21 protein-coding genes are annotated in these 22,327 nt (G+C 70.0%); 7 read left to right on the forward strand and 14 right to left on the reverse strand.

Translation table 11 applies throughout. The features are described 5' to 3' along the window. Positions 1-153 precede the first annotated feature (153 nt). The 4 genes from CVS47_RS16590 to CVS47_RS16605 all read left to right on the forward strand — a co-directional run bounded on the left by CVS47_RS16590 (position 154) and on the right by CVS47_RS16605 (position 3,836). Positions 154-1,119 carry an ABC transporter ATP-binding protein gene (locus tag CVS47_RS16590; RefSeq protein ID WP_127097080.1) on the forward strand — a complete coding sequence of 322 codons (966 nt, stop codon included), beginning with the start codon at positions 154-156 and terminating at the stop codon, positions 1,117-1,119. Further along, on the forward strand, positions 1,116-1,931 hold the full coding sequence (locus tag CVS47_RS16595) for an ABC transporter permease (protein ID WP_127097081.1): 816 nt from the start codon (positions 1,116-1,118) through the stop codon (positions 1,929-1,931). Before CVS47_RS16590 ends, CVS47_RS16595 begins: the two co-directional genes overlap by 4 nt. Positions 1,932-2,016: 85 nt before the next feature. Further along, positions 2,017-3,222: a sensor histidine kinase gene (locus tag CVS47_RS16600; RefSeq protein WP_241240214.1), complete on the forward strand. Its 1,206-nt coding sequence runs from the start codon at positions 2,017-2,019 to the stop codon at positions 3,220-3,222. Continuing rightward, positions 3,219-3,836, forward strand: coding sequence for a response regulator transcription factor (locus CVS47_RS16605; protein WP_127097082.1), 618 nt, complete (start codon positions 3,219-3,221; stop codon positions 3,834-3,836). Before CVS47_RS16600 ends, CVS47_RS16605 begins: the two co-directional genes overlap by 4 nt. A 142-nt stretch (positions 3,837-3,978) precedes the next feature. On the opposite strand, the gene CVS47_RS16610 is transcribed toward CVS47_RS16605, so the two are convergent. The 5 genes from CVS47_RS16610 to CVS47_RS16630 form a co-directional block, all read right to left on the reverse strand. After that, on the reverse strand, positions 3,979-4,380 hold the full coding sequence (locus CVS47_RS16610; RefSeq protein WP_127097083.1) for a DUF779 domain-containing protein: 402 nt from the start codon (positions 4,378-4,380) through the stop codon (positions 3,979-3,981). 101 nt (positions 4,381-4,481) lie between these two features. Next, positions 4,482-6,029 (reverse strand): acetaldehyde dehydrogenase ExaC, encoded by a 1,548-nt coding sequence (exaC, locus tag CVS47_RS16615; RefSeq protein WP_127097084.1) that lies wholly within the window; start codon positions 6,027-6,029, stop codon positions 4,482-4,484. Positions 6,030-6,191: 162 nt separating this feature from the next. Beyond that, positions 6,192-7,514 carry a sigma-54-dependent transcriptional regulator family protein gene (locus tag CVS47_RS16620; protein ID WP_127097085.1) on the reverse strand — a complete coding sequence of 441 codons (1,323 nt, stop codon included), beginning with the start codon at positions 7,512-7,514 and terminating at the stop codon, positions 6,192-6,194. Positions 7,515-7,703: 189 nt separating this feature from the next. After that, positions 7,704-9,131, reverse strand: a complete 1,428-nt coding sequence (locus CVS47_RS16625) for a CCA tRNA nucleotidyltransferase (RefSeq protein ID WP_127097086.1) — start codon at positions 9,129-9,131, stop codon at positions 7,704-7,706. Between the two features lie 120 nt (positions 9,132-9,251). Next, positions 9,252-10,802, reverse strand: a complete 1,551-nt coding sequence (locus tag CVS47_RS16630; RefSeq protein WP_127097087.1) for a DUF7059 domain-containing protein — start codon at positions 10,800-10,802, stop codon at positions 9,252-9,254. 163 nt (positions 10,803-10,965) lie between these two features. Between CVS47_RS16630 and CVS47_RS16635 the strand changes: the two genes are divergently transcribed. From CVS47_RS16635 to trxA, 3 genes are all read left to right on the forward strand, one after another. Next, complete coding sequence (locus tag CVS47_RS16635; protein ID WP_127097088.1) at positions 10,966-13,161, forward strand: DUF6049 family protein; 2,196 nt, start codon at positions 10,966-10,968, stop codon at positions 13,159-13,161. A gap of 53 nt (positions 13,162-13,214) precedes the next feature. Then, positions 13,215-14,192 (forward strand): thioredoxin-disulfide reductase, encoded by a 978-nt coding sequence (gene trxB, locus CVS47_RS16640; protein WP_127097089.1) that lies wholly within the window; start codon positions 13,215-13,217, stop codon positions 14,190-14,192. Positions 14,193-14,284: 92 nt separating this feature from the next. Continuing rightward, positions 14,285-14,608 carry a thioredoxin gene (gene trxA / locus CVS47_RS16645; RefSeq protein ID WP_127097090.1) on the forward strand — a complete coding sequence of 108 codons (324 nt, stop codon included), beginning with the start codon at positions 14,285-14,287 and terminating at the stop codon, positions 14,606-14,608. Between the two features lie 121 nt (positions 14,609-14,729). Here the strand turns inward: trxA and CVS47_RS16650 are convergent, their stop codons facing one another. The 9 genes from CVS47_RS16650 to rpmH all read right to left on the reverse strand — a co-directional run bounded on the left by CVS47_RS16650 (position 14,730) and on the right by rpmH (position 22,154). After that, positions 14,730-15,077, reverse strand: a complete 348-nt coding sequence (locus tag CVS47_RS16650) for a tryptophan synthase subunit alpha (RefSeq protein ID WP_127097091.1) — start codon at positions 15,075-15,077, stop codon at positions 14,730-14,732. Between the two features lie 113 nt (positions 15,078-15,190). Then, on the reverse strand, positions 15,191-16,204 hold the full coding sequence (locus CVS47_RS16655) for a ParB/RepB/Spo0J family partition protein (protein ID WP_127097092.1): 1,014 nt from the start codon (positions 16,202-16,204) through the stop codon (positions 15,191-15,193). Further along, a complete protein-coding gene (locus CVS47_RS16660; RefSeq protein ID WP_127097093.1) occupies positions 16,204-17,151 on the reverse strand; it encodes a ParA family protein in 948 nt (315 codons plus the stop codon). The genes CVS47_RS16655 and CVS47_RS16660 overlap by 1 nt, the downstream gene beginning before the upstream one ends. A 1,825-nt stretch (positions 17,152-18,976) precedes the next feature. Then, positions 18,977-19,612: a 16S rRNA (guanine(527)-N(7))-methyltransferase RsmG gene (gene rsmG / locus CVS47_RS16665; RefSeq protein WP_127097094.1), complete on the reverse strand. Its 636-nt coding sequence runs from the start codon at positions 19,610-19,612 to the stop codon at positions 18,977-18,979. 13 nt (positions 19,613-19,625) lie between these two features. Continuing rightward, positions 19,626-20,144, reverse strand: coding sequence for a Jag family protein (locus CVS47_RS16670; RefSeq protein WP_127097095.1), 519 nt, complete (start codon positions 20,142-20,144; stop codon positions 19,626-19,628). 72 nt (positions 20,145-20,216) lie between these two features. Next, the gene (yidC, locus tag CVS47_RS16675; protein WP_127097096.1) at positions 20,217-21,314 is read right to left on the reverse strand and encodes a membrane protein insertase YidC; all 1,098 of its coding nucleotides are present in this window, start codon (positions 21,312-21,314) and stop codon (positions 20,217-20,219) included. Positions 21,315-21,317: 3 nt separating this feature from the next. Next, positions 21,318-21,674 (reverse strand): membrane protein insertion efficiency factor YidD, encoded by a 357-nt coding sequence (gene yidD / locus CVS47_RS16680; RefSeq protein ID WP_127097097.1) that lies wholly within the window; start codon positions 21,672-21,674, stop codon positions 21,318-21,320. Beyond that, entirely contained in the window at positions 21,671-22,009 is a 339-nt protein-coding gene (gene rnpA / locus CVS47_RS16685; RefSeq protein ID WP_127097098.1) for a ribonuclease P protein component, read from the reverse strand. The genes yidD and rnpA overlap by 4 nt, the downstream gene beginning before the upstream one ends. Positions 22,010-22,016: 7 nt before the next feature. Then, positions 22,017-22,154 (reverse strand): 50S ribosomal protein L34, encoded by a 138-nt coding sequence (gene rpmH, locus CVS47_RS16690; RefSeq protein WP_013584598.1) that lies wholly within the window; start codon positions 22,152-22,154, stop codon positions 22,017-22,019. Between the last annotated feature and the right edge of the window lie 173 nt (positions 22,155-22,327).

Here is a 22,327-nt window from a genome sequence, read left to right on the forward strand (position 1 = left end):
AGCTTCCCCGCGAGACGTCGCAACACGCCGCGCCCTCACGCCGTCGGACGGCGTGTTGCGACGTCTCGCGGGGGTGCGGGCATGACGGATGTCACGGGCAGGACGTGACGGAGGGGCGAGGTGCGCGCACGGCGCCGAGGCCACGCTGGAGCCATGCACACCACCACTGAGAGCGCGGCCGGAGCCGCGGCATCCCTCGAGGACATTCCCGCCGTCGACGCCCGCGGTCTCGTCAAGCGCTTCGGCGCCGTGGAGGCCGTCGCCGGAGTCGACCTCGCCATCCGCCAGGGCGAGGTCGTCGCCTTCCTCGGACCGAACGGGGCCGGCAAGACGACCACCATCGACATGATGCTCGGCCTCGTCGCCCCCGACGCGGGCACCGTGGAGGTCTTCGGCCGCTCGCCGCGCACCGCCATCGCCCAGGGGTTCGTCTCCGCGGTGCTCCAGACCGGCGGACTGCTGAAGGACCTGACCGTGCGCGAGACGGTGCGCCTCACTGCGAGCCTGTTCGCCCGGACGCGTCCGATCGACGAGGTGCTCGAGCGCGCCGGTATCCGCGACATCGGCGACCGCCTGGTCGGCGCCTGCTCCGGCGGCCAGCAGCAGCGTCTGCGGTTCGCGATGGCCCTGCTGTCCGACCCCGGCCTCCTCATCCTCGACGAGCCGACCACCGGCATGGACGTCGAGGGTCGCCGGTCGTTCTGGAACGCGATTCGGAAGGATGCCGCGCGAGGCCGCACCGTGCTCTTCGCCACCCACTACCTCGACGAGGCCGACGAGTACGCCGACCGCATCGTGCTGATGAGCCGCGGCCGCATCGTCGCGGACGGCACGACCGCGGAGATCAAGAACCTCGTCTCCGGCCGGATCGTGCACGCCACCCTCCCCGGGGCCGACCCCGTCGCCCTCGCCGCGCTCCCCGGCGTCGAGGACGTCGAGACCACGGGCGACCGCATCGCCGTCCACACGAAGGACTCGGACGCCGTCGCCCGCCACCTGCTGACGAGCACCGCCGCGCGGGATCTCGAGATCACCGCGCAGAACCTCGAGAGCGTGTTCCTCGCCCTCACCGCAGCATCCGCCCCCGCGTCCACCCCCGTCGAAGGAGTCCGCTCATGACCACCGCAGCCCCCACCGACCGCGTCAGCCTCGACCGTCAGGTGCCGCCCCTGGGCGGCTTCACCCTCACCTACCTCGCCATCGAGCTGAGGCGCAAGCTGCGCAACCGGCGCACGCTCATCTTCACCGTGATCTTCCCGGTGGTGATGTACCTCATCATCGGCCTGCCCATGATCGACGAGCAGCTCACCGCGACGCCGATCTCGCAGGGCGGCCCCTCGGTGGCCGCGTACATCATGGTGTCGATGGCCATGTACGGCGCGATGATGTCGGCCACTCAGACCGGTGCCGCCGTGGCCGTGGAGCGGGCCCAGGGCTGGAGCCGCCAGCTGCGCCTCACGCCTCTCAACCCGGTCGTCAACGTCGTGATCAAGATGATCGCGGGCATGATCTTCGGGCTGCTGGCCATCGTCGGGACCTACATCGCCGGCGCCGCCAGCGGCATCGACCTGAACGCCGGGCAGTGGATCTCGACGGGGCTGGCCGCCTGGCTGCTCGCGGGTGCGGTCTTCACCGCCCTCGGACTCTTCGTCGGCTACATCACGCCGGGTGAGAACGCCGCGCAGATCACCAGCCTGGCGATCGTGCTCTTCGCCTTCATCGGCGGGCTGTTCTACCCGGTCGAGGGCATGCCCGACTTCATGCAGGTCATCGCATCCTTCACCCCGGTCTACGGCATCAGTCAGATCGCCCGCGCACCGCTGACCGGCGCCGGTGTCGACCTGCTGTGGTTCGTCAACGCCATCGCGTGGCTGGCCATCTTCGTCGGCGGCACGGTCTGGGCCTTCCGCCGCGATACCAAACGGGTCTGACACGCGGACACCCCGCCTCATCCGCCCGGCAGGCGGATGACACACCACCGCGGCTCCGCCGCAGGACGGATCTAGGGTGAGGCACATGGACAGGGCCTACCTCCCCTCGCGCGATGCGCGGATGGAGCGCGCATCCGAGACCCGCCGGTTCGGGCCGGGCTGGCCGGTGCGGGCGGCCGCCGACGGCCCCGACCCGATCGCCGTCTTCCCGGCCGTCCTGTGGTCGCGCGGATCGCGCAGCTGGTACATCGGCGCGGTGTTCTCGTCGCTGTGGATGGTCTCGGTCGGGCAGGCTGTGATCGAGGCGAGTCCGTCTGCGGCGTCAGCGACCGCCGGCATCCTGTTCGTCGTCCTCTTCAACCTCGCGTTCCTCATCGCGGCGCCGATCGCCTGGACGCTCGGCTCCCGTGGACGCCTGATCGTGTGCGCCGCGCTGCTGGCGCTGACATTCGTCCTCACCCCGTGGCTGGGATGGAGCATCACCGGGATGTGGACCTACGTCGGCGTCATCGTCGGCATGGCGGTGCTGCCGTGGCGGACGACCTGGCTGGTGATCGGCGGGCTCGCCGCCGTCGACCTGGCCGGCGAGGTCGCTGTGGCGGGCGCCTGGGACGATTCGCTCCTGTTCGGCCCGGCCATCATCCTGTCGATCTCGATGATGATGGCCGCCTTCGCCCGCACGATCGCCGCCGTGAACCAGCTGCGTGCCACGCAGGACCGCATGGCCGTGCTGGCCGCAGAGCGCGAGCGCGGACGGGTGGCCCGCGACATCCACGACATCCTCGGCCACTCGCTCACGGTCATCACCGTCAAGACCGAGCTCGCGGGGCGGCTCGTCGATGTCGACCCGGCCCGCGCGAAGGCCGAGATCGCGGAGGTCGAGACTCTCGCTCGCGGCGCGCTCGCCGACGTGCGGGCGACGGTCGCCGGGGTGCGGGCCGTGACGATCAGCGGCGAGCTCGCGGCGGCCGGCATCGCTCTGTCCGCCGCGGGGATCGAGGCGGAGCTCCCCGGGTCCACCGACCTCGTTCCGCCCGACCGGCGCGAGCTCGCGGGCTGGGTGGTGCGCGAGGGGGTGACCAACGTGGTGCGGCACAGTGCGGCATCCCGTTGCCGTGTGACGCTCGAGCCGCACGGTGTGGAGGTCGCCGATGACGGCGTCGGTCCGCTGACGTCCGCGTCGAGCTCCACCGGACTGACCGGTCTGCGCGAGCGGGTCGAGTCCGCCGGCGGTCGCATGACCGTCGGCCGCAGCGACCTCGGCGGCTTCAGCCTGCGGGTCGCGCTGTGAGCGGTGCGAGCATCCGGCTGCTCATCGCCGACGATCAGGCGCTCGTGCGCGGGGCCCTCTCCGCCCTCCTGGGGCTCGAGCCAGACATCGACGTCGTCGCCGAAGTGGGTCGTGGCGACGAGGTGGTGGATGCCGCGGCATCCGCCCACCCGGACGTCGCCCTCCTCGACATCGAGATGCCCGGCATGGACGGCATCGCGGCGGCTGCGGCCCTGCGCACCGCCGTGCCCGCCTGCCGGGTGCTCATCGTGACGACGTTCGGGCGCCCGGGGTACCTGAAGCGTGCGATGCAGGCCGGCGCGTCGGGGTTCGTGGTCAAGGACACCCCTGCGGCGCAGCTCGCCGACGCCGTCCGGCGCGTGGCCCAGGGGCTGCGCGTGGTCGACCCGGCACTCGCGGCCGATTCGCTCGCGCAGGGCGACTCGCCGCTGACCGAGCGTGAGACGGACGTGCTCGAGGTCGCGCGCGCGGGCGGATCGGTCGGCGACATCGCGCGCATCCTGCACCTGTCGGAGGGGACGGTGCGCAACCACCTCTCCAGCGCCATCGGCAAGACGGGCGGGCGCAATCGCGCCGACGCCGCCCGCATCGCCGAGCAGAACGGGTGGCTGTAAACGTTTCGACTCGCCCCCCCGCCAGCCCTCCCACGCCGGCCAGCCCTCCCACGCCCGCGAGACTGCAGCGGGCCTGCGAGACAGCGGGCGAACCCCTGGGTCTCGCCGCGCGGGTGCAGTCTCGCGGTCGGAAGGGGGGCGCTCAGCCCGCCGCGGGCTTGAGCCCGAAGAACTCCAGCTCGGCGTCGTTGAGCATCCGAGAGCGGATGATGAAGCGCATCCCGGTCGGACCCTCGACCGAGAACCCCGCCCCACGGCCGGGCACGGCGTCGATCGTGATGTGCGTGTACTTCCAGTACTCGAACTGCGCCTCCGAGATGAAGACCTCGATCGGGTCGAGGCCGTCCACCTCGAGCGTGCCCAGCTGCACGTCGCTCGGGCCCGTGATGAACATCCCCACGGGGTAGCACATGGGCGCACTGCCGTCGCAGCAGCCGCCCGACTGGTGGAACATGAGCGGACCGTACGTGACGGTGAGGTCGCAGAGGAGGGATGCCGCGGCATCCGTCAGATCCACGCGCTGATACGTGCCGATCGAGACCATGTCCTCTGCTCCTTCTGACGATGAGGCCGTGCCCGTGCCTTCGACGAACGATGCGGCCGTGCCCGTGCGCGCAGTCACGGGCACGGCCGCGCGTGGCGAGCTCAGAAGAAGCCCATCGGGCCCTCGGCGTACGACACCAGCAGGTTCTTCGTCTGCTGGTAGTGGTCGAGCATCTTGAGGTGGTTCTCGCGACCGATGCCGGACTGCTTGTAGCCGCCGAACGCCGCGTGCGCGGGGTACTGGTGGTACGTGTTCGTCCAGACGCGTCCGGCCTGGATGGCGCGGCCCGCGCGATAGGCGGTGTTCATGTCGCGGCTCCACACGCCGGCGCCGAGGCCGTACAGCGTGTCGTTCGCGATCGAGATGGCGTCGTCGAAGTCGGAGAACGACGTGACCGAGAGCACCGGCCCGAAGATCTCCTCCTGGAAGATGCGCATGTCGTTCGTGCCCTCGAAGATCGTCGGCTGCACGTAGTAGCCGTCGGTGAGGTCGCCGCCGAGGTCGGCGCGCTCGCCGCCGATCAGCACCTTCGCGCCGCCCTGCCTGCCGATGTCCATGTAGGACAGGATCTTCTCGAGCTGGTCGTTCGAGGCCTGGGCGCCGATCATCGTCTCGGGGTCGAGCGGGTTGCCCTGTCTGATGGCCCGCACGCGCTCGATGCCGTCGCCCAGCAGCTGGTCGTAGACCGACTTCTGGATGAGCGCCCGCGACGGACACGTGCACACCTCGCCGTTGTTCAGCGCGAAGAAGGAGAAGCCCTCGAGCGCCTTGTCGTAGAACGAGTCGTTCGCCCGGGCGACGTCCTCGAAGAAGACGTTCGGGCTCTTGCCGCCGAGCTCGAGGGTCACCGGGATCAGGTTCTGCGACGCGTACTGCATGATGAGGCGGCCGGTCGTGGTCTCGCCGGTGAACGCGATCTTGCGGATCTTCTTGTGCGACGCCAGCGGAGCGCCCGCCTCGATGCCGAAGCCGTTGACGATGTTCAGCACGCCCGCGGGGATGAGGTCGCCGATGATGTCCATCAGGAACAGGATCGACGCCGGCGTCTGCTCGGCGGGCTTGAGCACGATGCAGTTGCCCGCGGCGAGCGCCGGAGCGAGCTTCCACACCGCCATGAGGATGGGGAAGTTCCACGGGATGATCTGCCCGACCACACCGAGCGGCTCCTGGAAGTGGTACGCGACGGTGTCCTCGTCGAGCTGCGAGATGCCGCCCTCCTGGGCGCGGAGCACGCCGGCGAAGTAGCGGAAGTGGTCGATGGCGAGCGGGATGTCGGCCGCGAGGGTCTCGCGGACCGGCTTGCCGTTCTCCCAGGTCTCGGCGACGGCGATCTTCTCGAGGTTCGCCTCCATGCGGTCGGCGATCTTCAGCAGCATGTTGCTGCGTTCGGTCGGGCTCGTCTTGCCCCACGTCGCGAAGGCCTTCCACGCGGCATCCACCGCCCTGTCGATGTCTTCCGACGTGCCCCGTCCGACCTCGCAGAACGGCTTGCCGTTGACAGGCGAGATGTTCTCGAACCACTGGCCCTTCACGGGGTCGACGTACTCGCCGCCGATCCAGTGCCCGTAGCGGGTGCGGTACTCGGCAACGGCTCCGCGCGAGCCCGGGGCTGCGTAGACGCTCGAGACGCCCTCATCGACGATGGTCATGCTGTCTCCTTCGACGGTTCATGATTCCGCGACGCGTGCGCCGCGATCGGATGCCCCGACCGTACGTCGCGGGACGTTGCATCCCGTTGCACCCTTGGGTCTCGCTCGCTGAGCGGGCGCGCCCCGCCCCCTGAGCGGGCGCAGCGGGCCGGAACCCCGCCCTCAGCCCTCGAGCGCCTCGATCCGCGCGACGAGGCCCGCCCGCCGCGGCGAGCGCGGCGGCAGCTGCTGGAGGCACAGCCGCAGCACGTCGACGTCATCGGCACCGTCGTCGGTGTCGGCATAGGCCAGCAGCACGTCGAGCCCCGCCTCGGCGAGCAGAGCTTCGCGCACGGCCGTCCGCACGCTGTCGCGGAGCTCCTCCACACCGGGCGAGACCGAGTCGGGCAGCACCGGTCCGCGATACGCCGCAAGTGCCACCCGGTGCGCGCCGCGGTCGAGCAGCGACACGACATGCTGCGCGTCGGTCTCGAGCGGCGCGGTCAGCCGATACGGACGGGATGCCGGCACCAGCTGCGGCGCGCAGCGCTCAAGCACCCGCCGCAGCCGCACCATCTCGGGGCGGAGCGTGTCGACGCTGTCGGTCGGGCCGTAGACGAGCTCACCCAGCCGCTCCGCGGAGAGGCCCTGCCGGTGGGTGGCGAGCATGAGCAGGATCTCCGCGTGCCGCCCGCTGAGGGTGATCATGCCGCCCGCGTCACCGGAGGTCTCGAGGAGCGCTCGATCCCGCCCGAGCACACGCAGCGTCGCCCGCGCGGACACCGGACGCGCCGAGACGGGCCGCACGACCCGGCGCTGCGGCTCGGCCCGGGCCCTCAGCCGCGCGATGAGCAGTTCGCTCTCGATGGCGCGGGCCGCGGCATCCACCAGCAGCTGAGCCTGGGGCGTGACCGCCTCGACGCCGCCGGTGACGTCGATCATCCCGACGATGCGGCGGGTCTCGGGGTCGTGCACGGGCGCGGCCGTGCACGACCAGGGCTGCACGAGCCGGTTGTAGTGCTCGGCCCCGCGGATCTGCACGGAGCGGTCGAGGGCGAGCGCTGTTCCCGGCGCGGAGGTGCCGACGGCCGCCTCCGACCAGTCGGTGCCGGCGACGAAGCCCATCTCACCGGTGAGCGAGCGGATGCCGCGGTCACCCTCCACCCACAGCAGGCGTCCGGCGGCATCGCCGACCGCGACCACGACCCCGGAGTCCTCGGGGGTGCCGGGCAGGAGGAGCCCGCGCACCATGTCCATGACGCCGGCCAGCGGGTGGGTGCGGCGGTACTCCTCGAGCTCGGCCTCGGTGAGCGAGATCGGCGGCGGCGCCTCCGCTCCGACGAGCCCGGCGTAGGCGCGGCGCCACGATTCGCGCACGAGCGGCCGGACGTCGAGCAGTCGCGGATCGGCCGCGTTGCCGGCGACGAGCTCTTCGTGCGCGCGCTCGATCAGCAGGCGCGAGGTCTCGGCGGACACGTCGCGCCGCTGCGACCACGGCGATGGCATCGAGCTCCGTTCGTCATCGAGGAGCGATGGGTCCAGTGTAGGCACCGCCCCGACACCCGTGGCGTGCGCTCCCCGTCACGCGAAACGTCGCAACACTTCACGCGAAACGTCCCAACACGCCGTTCCCGCCCGGGGTGGAACGGCGTGTTGCGACGTTTCGCGTGAAAAAGGGACGGGGCCTCGACGCGTTCAGCCGCGCGAGGCCCACCACTCGCGGAGGCGCTGCTCCGCGGCATCCGCGCCGATGACGCCCTCGTCGAGACGCAGCTCGAGGAGGAACCGGTACGCCTGTCCGACCTCGCGGCCCGGCGGGATGCCGAGGATCTCCTGGATGCGGTTGCCGTCGAGCTCGGGGCGGATGGCGTCGAGCTCCTCCTGACCGCGGAGCTCGTCGATGCGGCGCTCGATGTCGTCGTAGGCGCTCGCCAGCCGCTGCGCCTTGCGCTTGTTGCGGGTGGTGACGTCGGCGCGCGTGAGGATGTGGAGCCGGTCGAGCTGGGCCCCGGCATCCCGCACGTACCGGCGCACCGCCGAGTCGGTCCACGCGCCCTCGGAGTAGCCGAAGAACCGCAGGTGCAGCTCGATGAGCGTCGCGACCGCCTCGATCGTGTCGGAGTCGAAGCGCAGCTCCTTCAGGCGCTTGCGCGCCATGCGGGCGCCCTTGACGTCGTGGTGATGGAACGTCACCGCTCCGCCCGGCTCGAGCCGCCGCGTCGCGGGCTTGCCGATGTCATGCAGCAGGGCCGCCAGCCGGAGCGGCACGTCGGGGGCCGCACCGGGGTTGCGGGCGATCTCGAGCTCGCGCGCCTGGCGCAGAACGGTCAGAGAGTGCTCGTAGACGTCCTTGTGGTGGTGGTGTTCGTCGATCTCGAGGCGCAGCGCGGGAATCTCGGGGAGGAACAGCTCCATCAGCCCGGTCTCGACCAGCAGGCGGATGCCGCGCACCGGGTCGTCGGTCTGCAGAAGCCGTGTCAGCTCGCCCTGGACGCGCTCGGGGCTGACGATCCGGAGGGTGCCGGCCAGACGTCCCATAGCCTCGACCGTCTCGGGGTCGACGTCGAAGGACAGCTGGGATGCGAAGCGGGCCGCGCGCAGCATCCGGAGCGGGTCGTCGCCGAAGCTGATGTCGGGGTCGACGGGGGTGCGCAGGCGCTGCGCGAGGAGGTCTTCGACGCCGCCGCTCGGGTCGACCAGGCTCCGGCCGGGCAGGCGCAGCGCCATCGCGTTGACGGTGAAGTCGCGCCGCACGAGGTCGTCGTCGAGGTTCGTGCCGAACTCCACGACGGGCTTGCGGGTGACGCCGTCGTAGCTGTCGGCGCGGTAGGTCGTGATCTCGACCTGCTCGCCGCGCACGCGCGCACCGATCGTGCCGAAGTCGCGGCCGATGTCCCAGCGCGCTGTCGAGACGGGCGTGACGATCCGCAGGATGTCGTCGGGCCGGGCATCGGTGGTGAAGTCGAGGTCGTGCGTGTCGCGGCCGAGCAGCGCGTCGCGCACCGGACCGCCCACGAGGGCGAGCTCGAACCCCGCGGCGTCGAAGGCGCGCGCCAGCGCGTCGACCACGGGAGACTGCGTCAGGGCGTCGAGGCGCGCGACACCCTCGGCCATGTTGAGCATCCTCCGAGCCTAACGAAGCCCGGCGGGTGGCCCCGCTGCGACCGCCGAGGTGACGGTGTCTGCGGGCACCGGCGCCGGCACCCGGCAGAAGGCGTCCGGTGAACGACGAAAGAACCCGGATCAGGCGAAGACCAGGAACCCCGTGAACAGCAGCTCGCGCACGCGCGGCAGGAGGTCGGCGCGGAGCTCGACGGCATCGACCTCCAGCAGCTGGGCGATCGCGTCGATGAGCACGCCGACCGGCAGGTCGCCGTCGCAGGCGCCGACCAGGCCCGCCAGCGCGGGATCGACCGACAGCGTGCGCGCGAACCCGCCGCCCTGCCGGAGCTCGATCACGGTCGGATCCTCCGCTCCGGGCAGCTGATGACGCGCCTCGGTCACGTCGGGGGCCGCCTTCAGGACGGATGCTGCGATCCCGGCGTCATCCAGAGCCGTCGCCCGGTCGTGCGCCGCGAGCGCCGCGGCGAGGTGGCCGCCGATCGCCTCGTCGCCGAGGCTCTGCCAGACGGCCTCGTAGCGCGAGAGGCTCACGGTCCCGTCGACGGGACGGCGGAGCAGGACGTAGCCGAATCCGACCTCCGTCACGTCACGGGTCGCGAAGTCGTCCAGCCACGCATCCATCAGCCCGGCGAACGCGGGATCGGACGGGACGGTGCCGCCGTCGCGGATCCACAGCTCCGCGTATGCGATCGGGTCGAGGTTCTCTCGGGCGATGACCCACGCGTCCAGCGGCACCGGCGAGCGCGCCACCCATCCCCGCACGCGGTCCAGACCGTCGACGTCGCCGCGCGACTCCCAGTTGCCCAGGAGCTGCGCCACCCCGCCCGGCTTCAGCCGTGCACCGACGCCCGCGATCACCGCCTCCACGAGCGCGTCGCCGACCATTCCGCCGTCGCGGTACTCGTACTCCGGAACGCCGTCGCGCCGCGGGGTGATGACGAACGGCGGGTTGGACACGATCCGATCGAACGCCTCGTCGCGCGCGGGCTCGAAGAGCGTCCCCCGGGCGGTCACGATGTCCGTGACTCCGTTCAGGAGGGCGTTGAGGCGCGTGAAGCGGAGCGCCCGCTCCGAGATGTCCGTCGCGAGCACCGTCTCGGCGTGACGGCGAGCGCGCAGCGCCTGGATGCCGCATCCCGTCCCCATGTCGAGCACCGAGACGGTCGGCGTCGGCAGCTGGATGCCCGCGAGCGTGCGCGACGCCCCGCCGACGCCGAGCACGTGCTCGACCGGCAGCGACCCGCCCAGAGCCGCCTCGTCGAGGTCGCTCGCGATCCACCACTCCACCTCGCCGCCCGCATCGGCGAACGACTGCGGGCGGATGAGGACCAGCGGACGGATGCTGCGCCCACCCCCACCGGCCGGATCGCCGGCGGCCGCGGCATCCGCCACCAGACCCAGCTGCACCAGTCCGTCGAGTCCGGCGGTCGGCACGGCGCCGGCGACGTCCGGCGCCGGCTGCGGCACGCCGAGCACGAACAGCCGCGCCAGCACTGCCAGCGGGTCGCGTCGCTCACCGAGTGCTCGGAGGGCGGGGCGGTGGAGGCCGCGGGCGATCGCGTCGTCTGCGTCGTCGCCCCAGGCGGCGCGGACGGCCGCGGAGGCGTAGCCGGCCGCGGAGAGATCGTCGGCGAGCGCGGCGGCCGCGCGGGCATCGGGTTCGGGGAGCACGTCTCCATTCAACCGCGCCGCGGCCACGGCTCGGACGCGTGCGGGCCCCCTCCGCAGCGGCGAGAACCTGCCCTCCGCCCGCGCGCGCTCGGGAGGCTCCGAGGGTCGCGACCGTAGACTCGCACCGGATCGTGCGGTCGCGTACCGCACAGGACGCCGCCCTATGACTCCGCCTCCCGCCCGCCCCCGCCTGCTCCGCCGCCGCGCGCCGCGGGGCGGCGGTTCCACGCCCAGCCACGCCGGCACCGAGGGCACCGGCCGCGCCGGCACCGCGGGCGCCGGCCGCGCCGACACGACCGGCCGGCCGCGGGTGCTTGCCCGCGTCACCGCCGTGCTCCTCGCCGCCGGCCTCGCGCTCGCGCCGCAGACGGCGACCGCCGCGACGCCCACCCCGACGCCGACGGGCCCCTCCGGGATCGTCACGGCGACCCTCGCACCCGGCTCCGACGGCCTGCTGCGCGCCGACCGTGGTCTGACCGCGACCATCGCGATCGACAACGACACCGCGTCGGATCTTCCGGCCGGCCGCGCCTCCCTCCAGCTCGGCGCCACGCCGCTCGCCGACCGCGCTGCCCTCGCCGCCTGGCTCCAGAGCGGCGCCGGAGACTTCCCCCTCGCCGAGGTGGGTGCCGCGCAGCTCGATGCCGTCGCGGCCGACTCCTCCCGCGCCGCCGCCGTCTCGGTGACCGCCGACAACCCGGCGCTGGCCGGGCGGGCACCGGGTGTCTACCCGCTGCTCACCTCCTTCTCCACCCCGTCCGGAGCCGTGACGGCGACCAGCGTGGTGACGGTGCCTGCCGCGTCGACCGACGCGGTGCCGGTCGGCGTCGTCGTGCCGGTCACGGCGGATCCCACCACACGGGGACTCCTTTCGGCCCGCGAGCTCTCCACCCTCACGGCCGAGGGCGGCTCGCTCACCGCCCAGCTCGACGCGGTGGCCGGGACCTCGGCGATCCTCGCCATCGACCCGTCGGTCGCGGCATCCATCCGCGCTCTCGGAACGTCCGCCCCGACGACGGCGGTCGCCTGGCTGGAGCGGCTCGACGACCTCCCCAATTCACGCTTCGCCCTGCAGTTCGGCGACGCCGACATCGCTAGCCAGCTGGCCGCCGGACAGCCCGCCCCCGCCCAGCCGACGTCCCTGACCGCGTACATGAAGTCCACGGACTTCAGTTCGCCGTCGGGCGACACGGCCACCGCCAGTCCTGCCCCCACAGGCACCGAACCGGCCCTCCCCCCGCTCGACGAGCTCACCGACGTCGGCGCCACCGTGCCCGTGTACTGGCCCACGACGGGTACCGCGGGCGGCGACACCGTCTCCGCCCTCAGTGCTCTGGGGACCCCGGATGCCGCGGCCACCACGCTCGTCGCCTCCACCAGCACCACCGCCGGCCAGAACGGCGCCGCCGTCGCCGCGGCGGGACGCGCGGGCGATGCCCCGGTGCTCGTCTATGACGCCGCGGTGTCCTCCGCGCTGCGCGACGCCGCGCGCGTGTCGGACGACGCCCTCCGCGGGGCCCCGCTCGCCGCCGCCAGCGCCTATCTGTCGCTCGCCCTGGGCTCCACGGCCGGCCGGCCGCTCCTGGTGACGGTCGACCGCGGCTCGAACCGTGTCGGCGCGGGTCTCGCCGACGCCGTCGCCGCGGTCCAGCTGGCGCCCGGCACGACCTCCGCGTCCCTTCCGCAGCTGCTCGCGACCCCGGCGGCCGATGTCGAGGTGACCGCGGGCGTGGTCGATCCGGAGAGGGTGGCCGCGGCATCCGCTCTCTTCTCCGACGAGACGTCACTGCAGCCGCTCGCGAGCGTCGTGTCCGAACCGGAGCTCATCACCGGACCGGCGAGAGCCGAGCTGCTGCAGGTGCTCGGTGGCGGCTGGCTGGACCAGACGGACGCGTGGGATGCTGCGGTCGCCGCCCACCGGAAGGCCACCGCCGACACCGTCTCGGCCGTGGAGATCCTTCAGCCGACACCGGTGAGCCTTGCCAGCTCCGGAGCGCCCCTCGGCGTGTGGATCCGCAACGACCTGCCCTATCCGATCGACGTCGACCTGATGGTGACTCCGGACGATCCCCGTCTGACGGTGCAGCGCACGACGTCGGTGACCATCCCCGCCTCGAGCAACATGCGCGCGAAGGTGCCGGTGGAATCGCGCGTGGGCAGCGGCGAGGTCACGTTGACCATGGAGCTCCGCAGCGCCTCCGGAGAGGTCGTCGGACCGGTCCGCAGCGTCGACGTGACGGTCCGCGCGGAGTGGGAGGGCGTCGGGATCGCCGCGCTGTCGGTGGTCGTCGGAGCCCTCATCGTCTTCGGCCTGGTGCGCACGATCCTGCGCCGCCGGCGGGCCCGCTCGACGGAATAGCGCGCGGCTAGCATGGGTTGAAGGCTGTGGAATCAAACGAAGGGGCCACGGACATGCGTCAGGTCATCATCATCGGGTCAGGACCTGCGGGCTACACCGCCGCGGTGTATGCGGCGCGCGCCAATCTGTCGCCGCTCGTCATCGCGAGTTCCGTCGAGGCCGGCGGTGAGCTGATGAACACCACGGAGGTCGAGAACTTCCCCGGCTTCCCCGACGGCATCCAGGGCCCGGAGCTCATGGAGAAGATGCAGGCCCAGGCCGAGAAGTTCGGCGCGGAGGTCGTCTACGACGACGTCGTGGGCCTCGACATCGACGGACCCGTCAAGACCATCACCCTGGGCAGCGGAGCGGTGCACGAGACATCCGCTCTCATCTACGCCACCGGTTCCGCGTACCGCAAGCTCGGCCTCGACGGCGAAGACCGCCTGTCGGGTCACGGCGTCTCGTGGTGCGCGACGTGCGACGGCTTCTTCTTCCGCGAGCGCACGATCGCCGTCGTCGGCGGCGGCGACTCCGCGATGGAGGAGGCCACCTTCCTGACGCGCTTCGCGTCGAAGGTGTACATCATCCACCGCAAGGACTCGCTGCGGGCCTCGAAGATCATGCAGGAGCGGGCCTTCGCGAACGAGAAGATCGAGTTCGTCTGGAACAGCCAGGTCGTCGACGTCCTCGGCGACGGCGCGCTGACCGGCGTCGTGCTCGAGGACACCGTCGACGGCAGCCGCCGGGAGCTCGCGCTCGACGGGCTCTTCATCGCCATCGGCAACGACCCCCGTACGCACCTCGTGCACGACAAGCTCGACCTCACCCCCGATGGCACCATCTGGGTCGACGGGCGCTCCTCGCGGACGTCGGTGCCCGGTGTGTTCGCGGCAGGCGACGTGATCGACCCCACCTACCGTCAGGCCGCCACGGCCGCCGGCAGCGGCACGGTCGCGGCTCTCGACGCGGAGCACTTCCTCGCCGCCCTCGGCGAGGCCGGGGCCCCGGAGCGCTTCGACGACCAGATCGAGCGCCTGCCCGTCGCCTGAGCGCGTGCTGTGAGCAGCCGCGCGGCGGAATGAACCCGCTGCTCGGGGCGTTCACCCTCAACAGAGACTTCCGACAACAAGGAGAGATGGAAATGACCGCTAAAGCAACCACGTCGGCGACCTGGGAGCAGGACGTCATGCAGGCCGACGGTCCGGTGCTCGTCGACTTCTGGGCCGCCTGGTGCGGACCGTGTCGCATGGTCGCTCCCGTCCTCGACGAGATCCAGTCCGAGAACCCTGAGAAGATCACGGTCCTCAAGCTGAACGTCGACGAGAACCCCGATCTGGCCGCGAAGTACCAGATCACCTCGATCCCCGCCATGAAGGTGTTCCAGGGCGGCGAGGTCAAGACGACCATCATCGGCGCCAAGCCCAAGTACGCGCTCGAGCAGGATCTCGCCGCCTTCATCGGCTGAGAACGCTCGCGCGACGGCCTGCCCGTCATCACGAAGCCCCCGCGACCTCACGGTCGCGGGGGCTTCGTCGTTCGCCCGGGCTGTGGGTCCGCGCAGGCGGCCGCTGCGTCGGACCGGGTCGTCAGGGGACGTCGGCGCGGACGACCGCGTCCCAGCGGCGGTGGGTGTTGGCGTCGCCCAGCAGGCGCCATACGGCCGGCGTGAGCTCCGGGTAGTCGAGCGAGATCTGGCGCAGCACGCGATAGTGACGAGCGGATGTCGGGCGTCCGCCCCCGTTCGCGGCGATGTTCTCAGCTCGCAGCACGAAGACCACGAGCTCGTCGACGGACGGCAGGTCTTCCATGAAGTCCCAGGGGTCCTCGCCGTCGCGGAGGCGCTCCTCCACGAGCACCGACAGCTCGTCGGCGGCCTCGGCGCGGAGCACCTCGAGGCTCGCCCGACGCTGCGGGTGGTCGTCGCGGAAACTCATATGACAAGCCTACGTCGGCTCTTCGGACGGTGGTCCTGACACGAGGATGCAGGTGCGACGGCGAGGCGCTGAGTCCGGCCGCCGAGCGTGCGCGGCGCCGGACGTGCTTGTGCTCAGCTCGCGCCGTAGCCGTCCTCGCCCAGCTCACCGAGAATGCGATTCAGATCCTGAATTGTTGCGAAATCCACGATGACCTGGCCTTTTCTAGCACCAAGCGCGATCCGCACCTTCGTGTTGAGACGGTCACCGAGTCGTTCGGCGACCTCGTCGAGATGTGCGCGACGCGCCCCCGGCTGAGGGATCGGACGACGCGAGGTGCCGGCATCCGACGTCTTCGCGGCGGCTTCGGCCGCTCGCACCGACAAGTCCTCGTTGACGATCTTGTCGGCGAGACGCTGCATCGCCTCCGGCTCCTGAAGCGAGAGGATCGCACGTGCGTGACCGGCCGAGAGGACGCCGGCGGCGACGCGCTGCTGCACGGGCACCGGGAGCTTCAGGAGACGGATCGTGTTGCTGATCTGGGGGCGCGAGCGCCCGATGCGCGCGGCGAGCTCCTCCTGCGTGATGCCGAAGTCAGCGAGGAGCTGCTCGTACGCGGAGGCCTCTTCGAGCGGGTTGAGCTCGGACCGGTGAAGGTTCTCCAGAAGCGCGTCGCGAAGCAGGTGCTCGTCGGACGTCTCGCGCACGACGGCAGGGATCGACGTCAGTCCGGCCTCGCGGGCGGCGCGGGTGCGCCGCTCGCCCATGATCAGCTCGTAGGTGCCTTCGCCCGCGGCGCGGACGACGACGGGCTGCAGCACGCCGAACTCGCGCACGCTGTGCACGAGCTCCGCCAGATCGTCGGCATCGAAGACCGTGCGCGGCTGGCGCGGGTTCGGAACGATCGAGTGAGGATCGATGTAGGCGAGGTGGGCGCCCGGGACCTCCACCAGTCCGAGGTCGGTGACATCGTCGGCGTCGGATGCTGCGGGCTCCGCCGACGCGCTCCTGTCACGCGTCGACGCCCCGGTCGTCGACGCTGTGGAGGACGCGCCGGGGAAGAAGACGTCGACCGGACGAGCCTCGCTCGGCTCGGACGTAGGGATGAGAGCGCCGATGCCGCGGCCCAATCCGGTTCGCTTGGCCATCAGGAGCCTTCCTCGGTCTCGCTCGCCCCGTCGGGGGCGTCACGCGTGATGATTTCGACGGCGGCTTCGCGGTAGGCGACGGCGCCTGCCGACTGTCCGTCGTAGGAGATGACGGTCTGCCCAAAGCTCGGGGCCTCGGATACACGCACCGACCGCGGGATGACGGTGCGGAGGACCTCCTGCGGGAAGTGCTGACGCACCTCCTCTGCGACCTGCTGCGCGAGCCGCGTGCGACCGTCGTACATGGTCAGCACGATCGTCGACAGATGCAGCGACGGGTTGAGGTGCTTCTGGATCATCTTGACGGTGCCCATCAGCTGGCTCAGGCCCTCGAGCGCGTAGTACTCGCACTGGATGGGGATCAACAGCTCGGTCGCCGCCACGAACGCGTTGATCGTGAGCAGGCCGAGCGAGGGCGGGCAGTCGATGAGGACGAAATCGAGCGGCTCGTCGAGCGACGCAAGGTACTCATCGAGCGCCGTCCTCAGGCGATGCTCACGGGCGACCTGCGAGACGAGCTCGATCTCCGCACCGGCGAGATGGATCGTGCTAGGGGCGCACAGAAGGTTCGGAGATTCCGGGCTGACCTGGACTATTTCTGCAATCGGGAACTCATCGATGAGCACGTCGTAGATGCTGGGGATGTCCGCCGTGTGCGGCACGCTGAGGGCCGTCGACGCATTGCCCTGCGGGTCGAGGTCGATCACCAGCACACGAGCGCCGACCGATGTGAGCGCCGCCGCCATGTTGACGGTGGTCGTGGTCTTCCCCACACCGCCCTTCTGGTTCGACACCGTGAGCACGCGGGTGCGACCAGACAGCGTCACATCGGTCGTCGCCAACGCGCGGCGTCGTGCAGAGAGATCGGCCAGTTCTCGTGCGAGCGGCGTGTCATCGCCGGCGAGGGAGAAGGGTGCCGAGACGTTCGCGTTCTCGGGCTGTTTCACGTGAAACACTCTCACTTTCGCATCGATCGGGAGCCCCTCCACTCTAACCCGCAGCGCCCCTACGCCCGTCACGCCAGGCGGTCAACGCCGACGTCACGGGCGCACGAGAGCGTTCCTTTTCCGGGTCCAAGCCACGTGTGCGCGCCGTTGCGCGCGCCTGTGCAGCTCCTCCTTGTCGATCAGGTCGTCAGGCCAATTCGGCCCGGTCGTCTCGCGTGCTGTCTGGGCAAGGAGTTGACCGGGCTGTGTTTCACGTGAAACGCGCTGGTGCGCGTGCCGGGATGCACTGCGCGCGTGGCAAATCGCGGCGAGAGGCTTCAGCGGTGAAGCGAATGACCATCGCCATGATCGTGGGTTTCACGTGAAACAAGAACGCCCGCGGTCGTCGAGTCGCCGATAAGGACTTCTCTTGACCCCAGAACAGCGGGCTTTCGTCCGCACACGAACTCTCAGCCATCACACCGGCAGATTTCTCACGGGGGAGTCGCACGTCGCCGGATCTGCGCCAGCTTTTCGATTTGGCGGGACGGTGGACTACAGGTCCTTAGCCCGATGAGGTGGCGGCGCGGCCAGGTCAATGTTTCACGTGAAACACAATGAGCTGGCCACGACGCTGTGCGCTCGCCACGCCCGCGAACGCCGTGTGTTCATCGATCTATCTTGATCGAACCCGACTTCATGATTTCAACGGACGGTGGTGCGGCGCTGTTATCGCGTCGCAGACACAGCCGACAGTTTCACGTGAAACGCCCGAATGCACGCCCATCGGCATGCTTGGCGCATTTGTCTTTCGTGTGGGGCGCCTGCGCGTCAGCGCCATGTTCCCCTAGCCCGTTTCACGTGAAACATCAGCACAGACGGCTGCCCGCAGCGGGCGTTCGAGGGCACAGCCTGATGAGAGGGCACGTACTGATGCGCTGGCGGCCGACGAGGTGCGTGTAGTGGTCGATGCGTCGAGCCTCACCACTGGTTCACGTGAAACGGTCCCCACGAGCGCCGTTCACAACGCCGACGCGCCGATTGCGCGCCGATCAGTATCCGGCTCTACCGCGTGCGGCTGTTTCACGTGAAACGGCCGACAGCGTTACCGAGCGACGCGCACCACTTTCGCTGATCACCCTTGAACGGCCACGAAACGACCAGTTGAGCGTTGTGATGCCGCTCTCAGAAGCGTAGTCCGGCGAATCTGCAGCTGCACCCATATCCAAGCATGCACCGACGGTGGCTTAGATACTGACGCCGAATCCGCCTTGGTTGGATGTGGCGCAGCGGTATATCCGGGAGCGCCATGTTGACCATCCACCAACAAACGACGCAATGAGAGGCACATTGTCCGCTCGTTTCACGTGAAACACGAAGAAGGGACATGTATCGGGCCCTTGGTTCGATTGGATGCGATACGCATTGCTCAGACGTATCCACCCCGAGCGCGCCCACGTCGAGGAGGCCATGAAGCAGATCAGCTGGCTCGGCCCGGATTTGCGTTTCAGGGAATGTCGGCGCGCGCCCGCCGCGGAGTCAGGGGTCCGGCTTTCCTATGGATCGGGTTGAGCGCGACGAGTGCTTTCGCGACACGAAGCATGTTTCACGTGAAACCCTGCGGCACACGAATCGAAGAGGAACCGGGTGCCACTTATGCCAGACACGCCGATCGCACGCCCCGCCCGCTGTCGACGATCGCGGTGGTGGCACTAGGGACGCCCCCGCACGGCGGAGTTAGAGCTAAGGCAGCCACCGCTCTCAAAGTGCGGCAGAGGAGGACCGACTGCCACCGCGCCCGCCACCAACTAGGGCCTGGTCGCGGGTGATTCGATAAAACACCCGGTCAAGGGCCAAATAAGCGGACATTGGCTCGCAGCACGCGCGTCGGCTCAACGACGAGGTCCTCGCCGGCGAACTCGACACGCACGTCCGACAGACCGAAGGCGCGGATCTGCTTCCTCGCCGCGTCGATCTCGCCGGCGACACTCGCTCCCTTGAGCAGAACGAGCTCGCCGCCGCTGCGGACCAGGGGAGCCGTCAGCGGGATCAGCGTCTTGAGCGCGCTGACGGCGCGGGCTGTGACGACATCGAGCACGCGCCCGCGATCCCAGTCCTCCGCACGTGCGCGCACGATGTCCACGTTGTCCAGACCGAGCTCGTCCGTCTGTTCCGTCAGCCACGCCACGCGACGCTCCATCGGCTCGATGAGCACGAACTGAAGGTCGGGGCGCGCGATCGCGAGCACCATCCCCGGCAGCCCTGCGCCGGATCCGACGTCGCCCACCGTGCCCGAGAACAGCGGAGCCGCCACGGCGCTGTTCAGGATGTGGCGCGTCCACAGCCGCGGAAGCTCGAGCGGCCCGATGAGGCCGCGCTCCTCGCCATGGACGGCCAGTGCACGTGTGAACGCGCGCGCGATGTCGATGCGGTCGCCGAAGACGGGTGCCGCGGCATCCGGCTCCTGCTCGAGCTCGCTCATGGCACGCGCGGGATCAGGATCGACGGATGACCGTGTGGCGGTCGGCGCCGTCACCGTAGGACTCCGAGACGAAGCCCTTCTCCGCGACGATGTCGTGGATGAGCTTGCGCTCGTAGCTCGACATGGCCGGAAGCGACGCCTGCGAGCCGCCCTCGTCCAGACGCGCGATGGCGCGGTCGACCAGCACCTCGAGCTCGCGCTGGCGCGTGTCGCGTGATCCGCCGACGTCGAGGATGAGCCGGGAGAACCGACCGGTCTTCGTCTGCACGGCGATGCGCGTCAGCTCCTGGAGCGCCTGCACGGTGTCGGGGTCGGCCAGCAGCCGGAGGGAGTCCGACTCGTCGGCCTCGACCGACACGTAGGCACGCCCACCACGCACGTCGAGAGCGAGGTCTCCGTCGATGTCGGAGATGTCGAGGAGTCCCTCGAGGTAGTCCGCGGCGACGTCGCCCTCTTCCTCGAGCTGCTCGACGGTCGACACGGCACGCTCCGGCGCGGTGTCGGTGGACGTGTTACCGGACGTATCGGTCATTTTTCCTCGTCAGAACGGGGTCGGGGCCGACGTGGAATCGGCGAGATCAGAGGCCGCGGACGGCGCCGGAGGTCAGGACGTCGCGCCGGCGGCCGGGTCCGTCGGCCGCGGTGAAGCGGTCCGCGGCGCGGCCGTGCTCTTGTTGGCGTTCTGCACCGGCGCAGCCTGCGACTGCTTCTTCGCGCGCTGCTTGCCGACGGGCTGCTGACGCTTCGGGGCGACGGCCTTGGCGCGCTCGGCCTCCTCGAGGAGGCGCTGCTGCTCGGCCTGGTACTTCTCCATCGAGATGATCTTGCCGCTCGCATCGAGGGCCTTGCCCTTGCGCGCCAGGCGCTCCTCACGGGCCTTGGCCGCGTCGGAGCCGGGGGTCGGCATCTCACGGATGACGATGAACTGCTGCACCATCGTCCACAGGTTGCTCGTGAACCAGTAGATGACGACACCCAGCGGGAAGAAGACACCGGAGAAGATGAAGCCCAGCGGAAGGATGTAGAGCATGATCTTCTGCATCTGGTACGCCTGGCCGGTCTTGGCCTCGGGCGACAGGTTCTTCGAGATGATCTGAAGCTGCGTGAAGAACTGCGACGCGATCATGAGGACGACGAGCACGATCAGGATCACGACCGTGATCTGACCGTCGGGCTGACTCCACGCCTCCACCAGGGTGGTGTGCAGGGATGCCACGTCGAACAGCTTCGCGTCGTAGAACTCCTTCGTCAGCTCGGGGTTCAAGAGCCCCACACCGCCGACGTTGTTGACCGCGTTGGTCTTGATCGAGCTGAGCACGCTGTAGAGCGAGAAGAACACGGGCATCTGCACGAGAAGCGGCAGGCAGCTCGACACCGGTGTCGTGCCGTGCTTCTTGTACAGCGCCATGGTCTCGCGGCTCATCGCCTCGCGAGAGAGCTGATCACGCTTGCCCTTGTACTTCTCCTGCACCTTGCGCAGTTCGGGGGCGATCTCCATCATCTTGCGCTGGCTCTTGATCTGCTTGACGAAGAGCGGGATCAGAGCGGCGCGGACGACGATCACGAGACCGACGATCGCCAGCACCCAGGTGATGCCGGCGGCGGCGGGGAGGCCGACGGCGGTCAGGACGGAGTGCCACGCGACCAGCACGAGCTCCACCAGCCACTTCAGGGGCCAGAGGATGGTACCGAGCAGATCCACGGGTCAGTCCTTTCCGGGTGGCACGACGAATCCGTGCCGGGTCAATTCGTGGGCGAAGCGGGGATGCGGACGCACGTCGTCGATGCCGCCGACCGCCCACGGGTGGCATCGAGCCAGGCGAGCGGCAGCCAGCGCCGCTCCCTTGACCGCTCCGTGCTGCTGGACTGCGCCGACGGCGTAGGCCGAGCAGGACGGGTAGTACTTGCAGACATCTCCATATGTATGGGAAATCGTCGCACGATAACCATGGAGAAAGGCGAGAGCCGCATTACGCGGCAGGAGCGGGATCGCACCCCACACCGTGGAGGAGTGCAGATGCCCGTGGCCCACCGAGGACACCGGCAGCGTCGCCGAGCTCATGCCGCCCTCCGGGCCAGACACCGGGAGACCTCCGCACGGAGATCTCCGAACGAGGCTGCCGCGGCCGCGGGCAGGGCTCTGATCACGACGTCCGTGCCGGAGGGAAGCTCCGCCAGCGCCTCGGCGCAGACCGCCTTCAGCCGCCGGCGCACGGTGTTGCGCACCACGGCGCCGCCGACCTGCTTGCTGACGATGAAGCCGAAGCGGGTCGACGATGACGGGTCCGCCGTCTTCGACACATAGGTGATCGTGTGCGCGCCCGCGCACCGACGGCCCCTGCGGACGACGGTCTTGTAATCCGTCCCGCGGGTCAGTCGGTTCGGCCGCGCGAGCACCGGTGGGTCAGGCCGAGAGCTCGGTGCGGCCCTTGGCGCGACGGGCCGCGAGGATGCCACGGCCGGCGCGGGTGCGCATGCGGGCACGGAAGCCGTGCTTCTTGGCGCGACGGCGGTTGTTGGGCTGGAAAGTGCGCTTGCTCATGGGATTACTTCCGGGTCTGGTGTCACCGGGACGCTCTCGACCGGGGACGTGCGGATGTGGGACTGCCGGGAAGGCATAAGTCAACCGATCTAGACTAAGCCGACCCGCGTCATAACTCAAACCCGCGATTCGGGCCTGACATTATCCACAAGCCTTGCACACAGCCTGGCGAG

Origin of the sequence: Microbacterium lemovicicum (assembly GCF_003991875.1) — a bacterium.
Classification (GTDB): Bacteria; Actinomycetota; Actinomycetes; order Actinomycetales; family Microbacteriaceae; genus Microbacterium; species Microbacterium lemovicicum.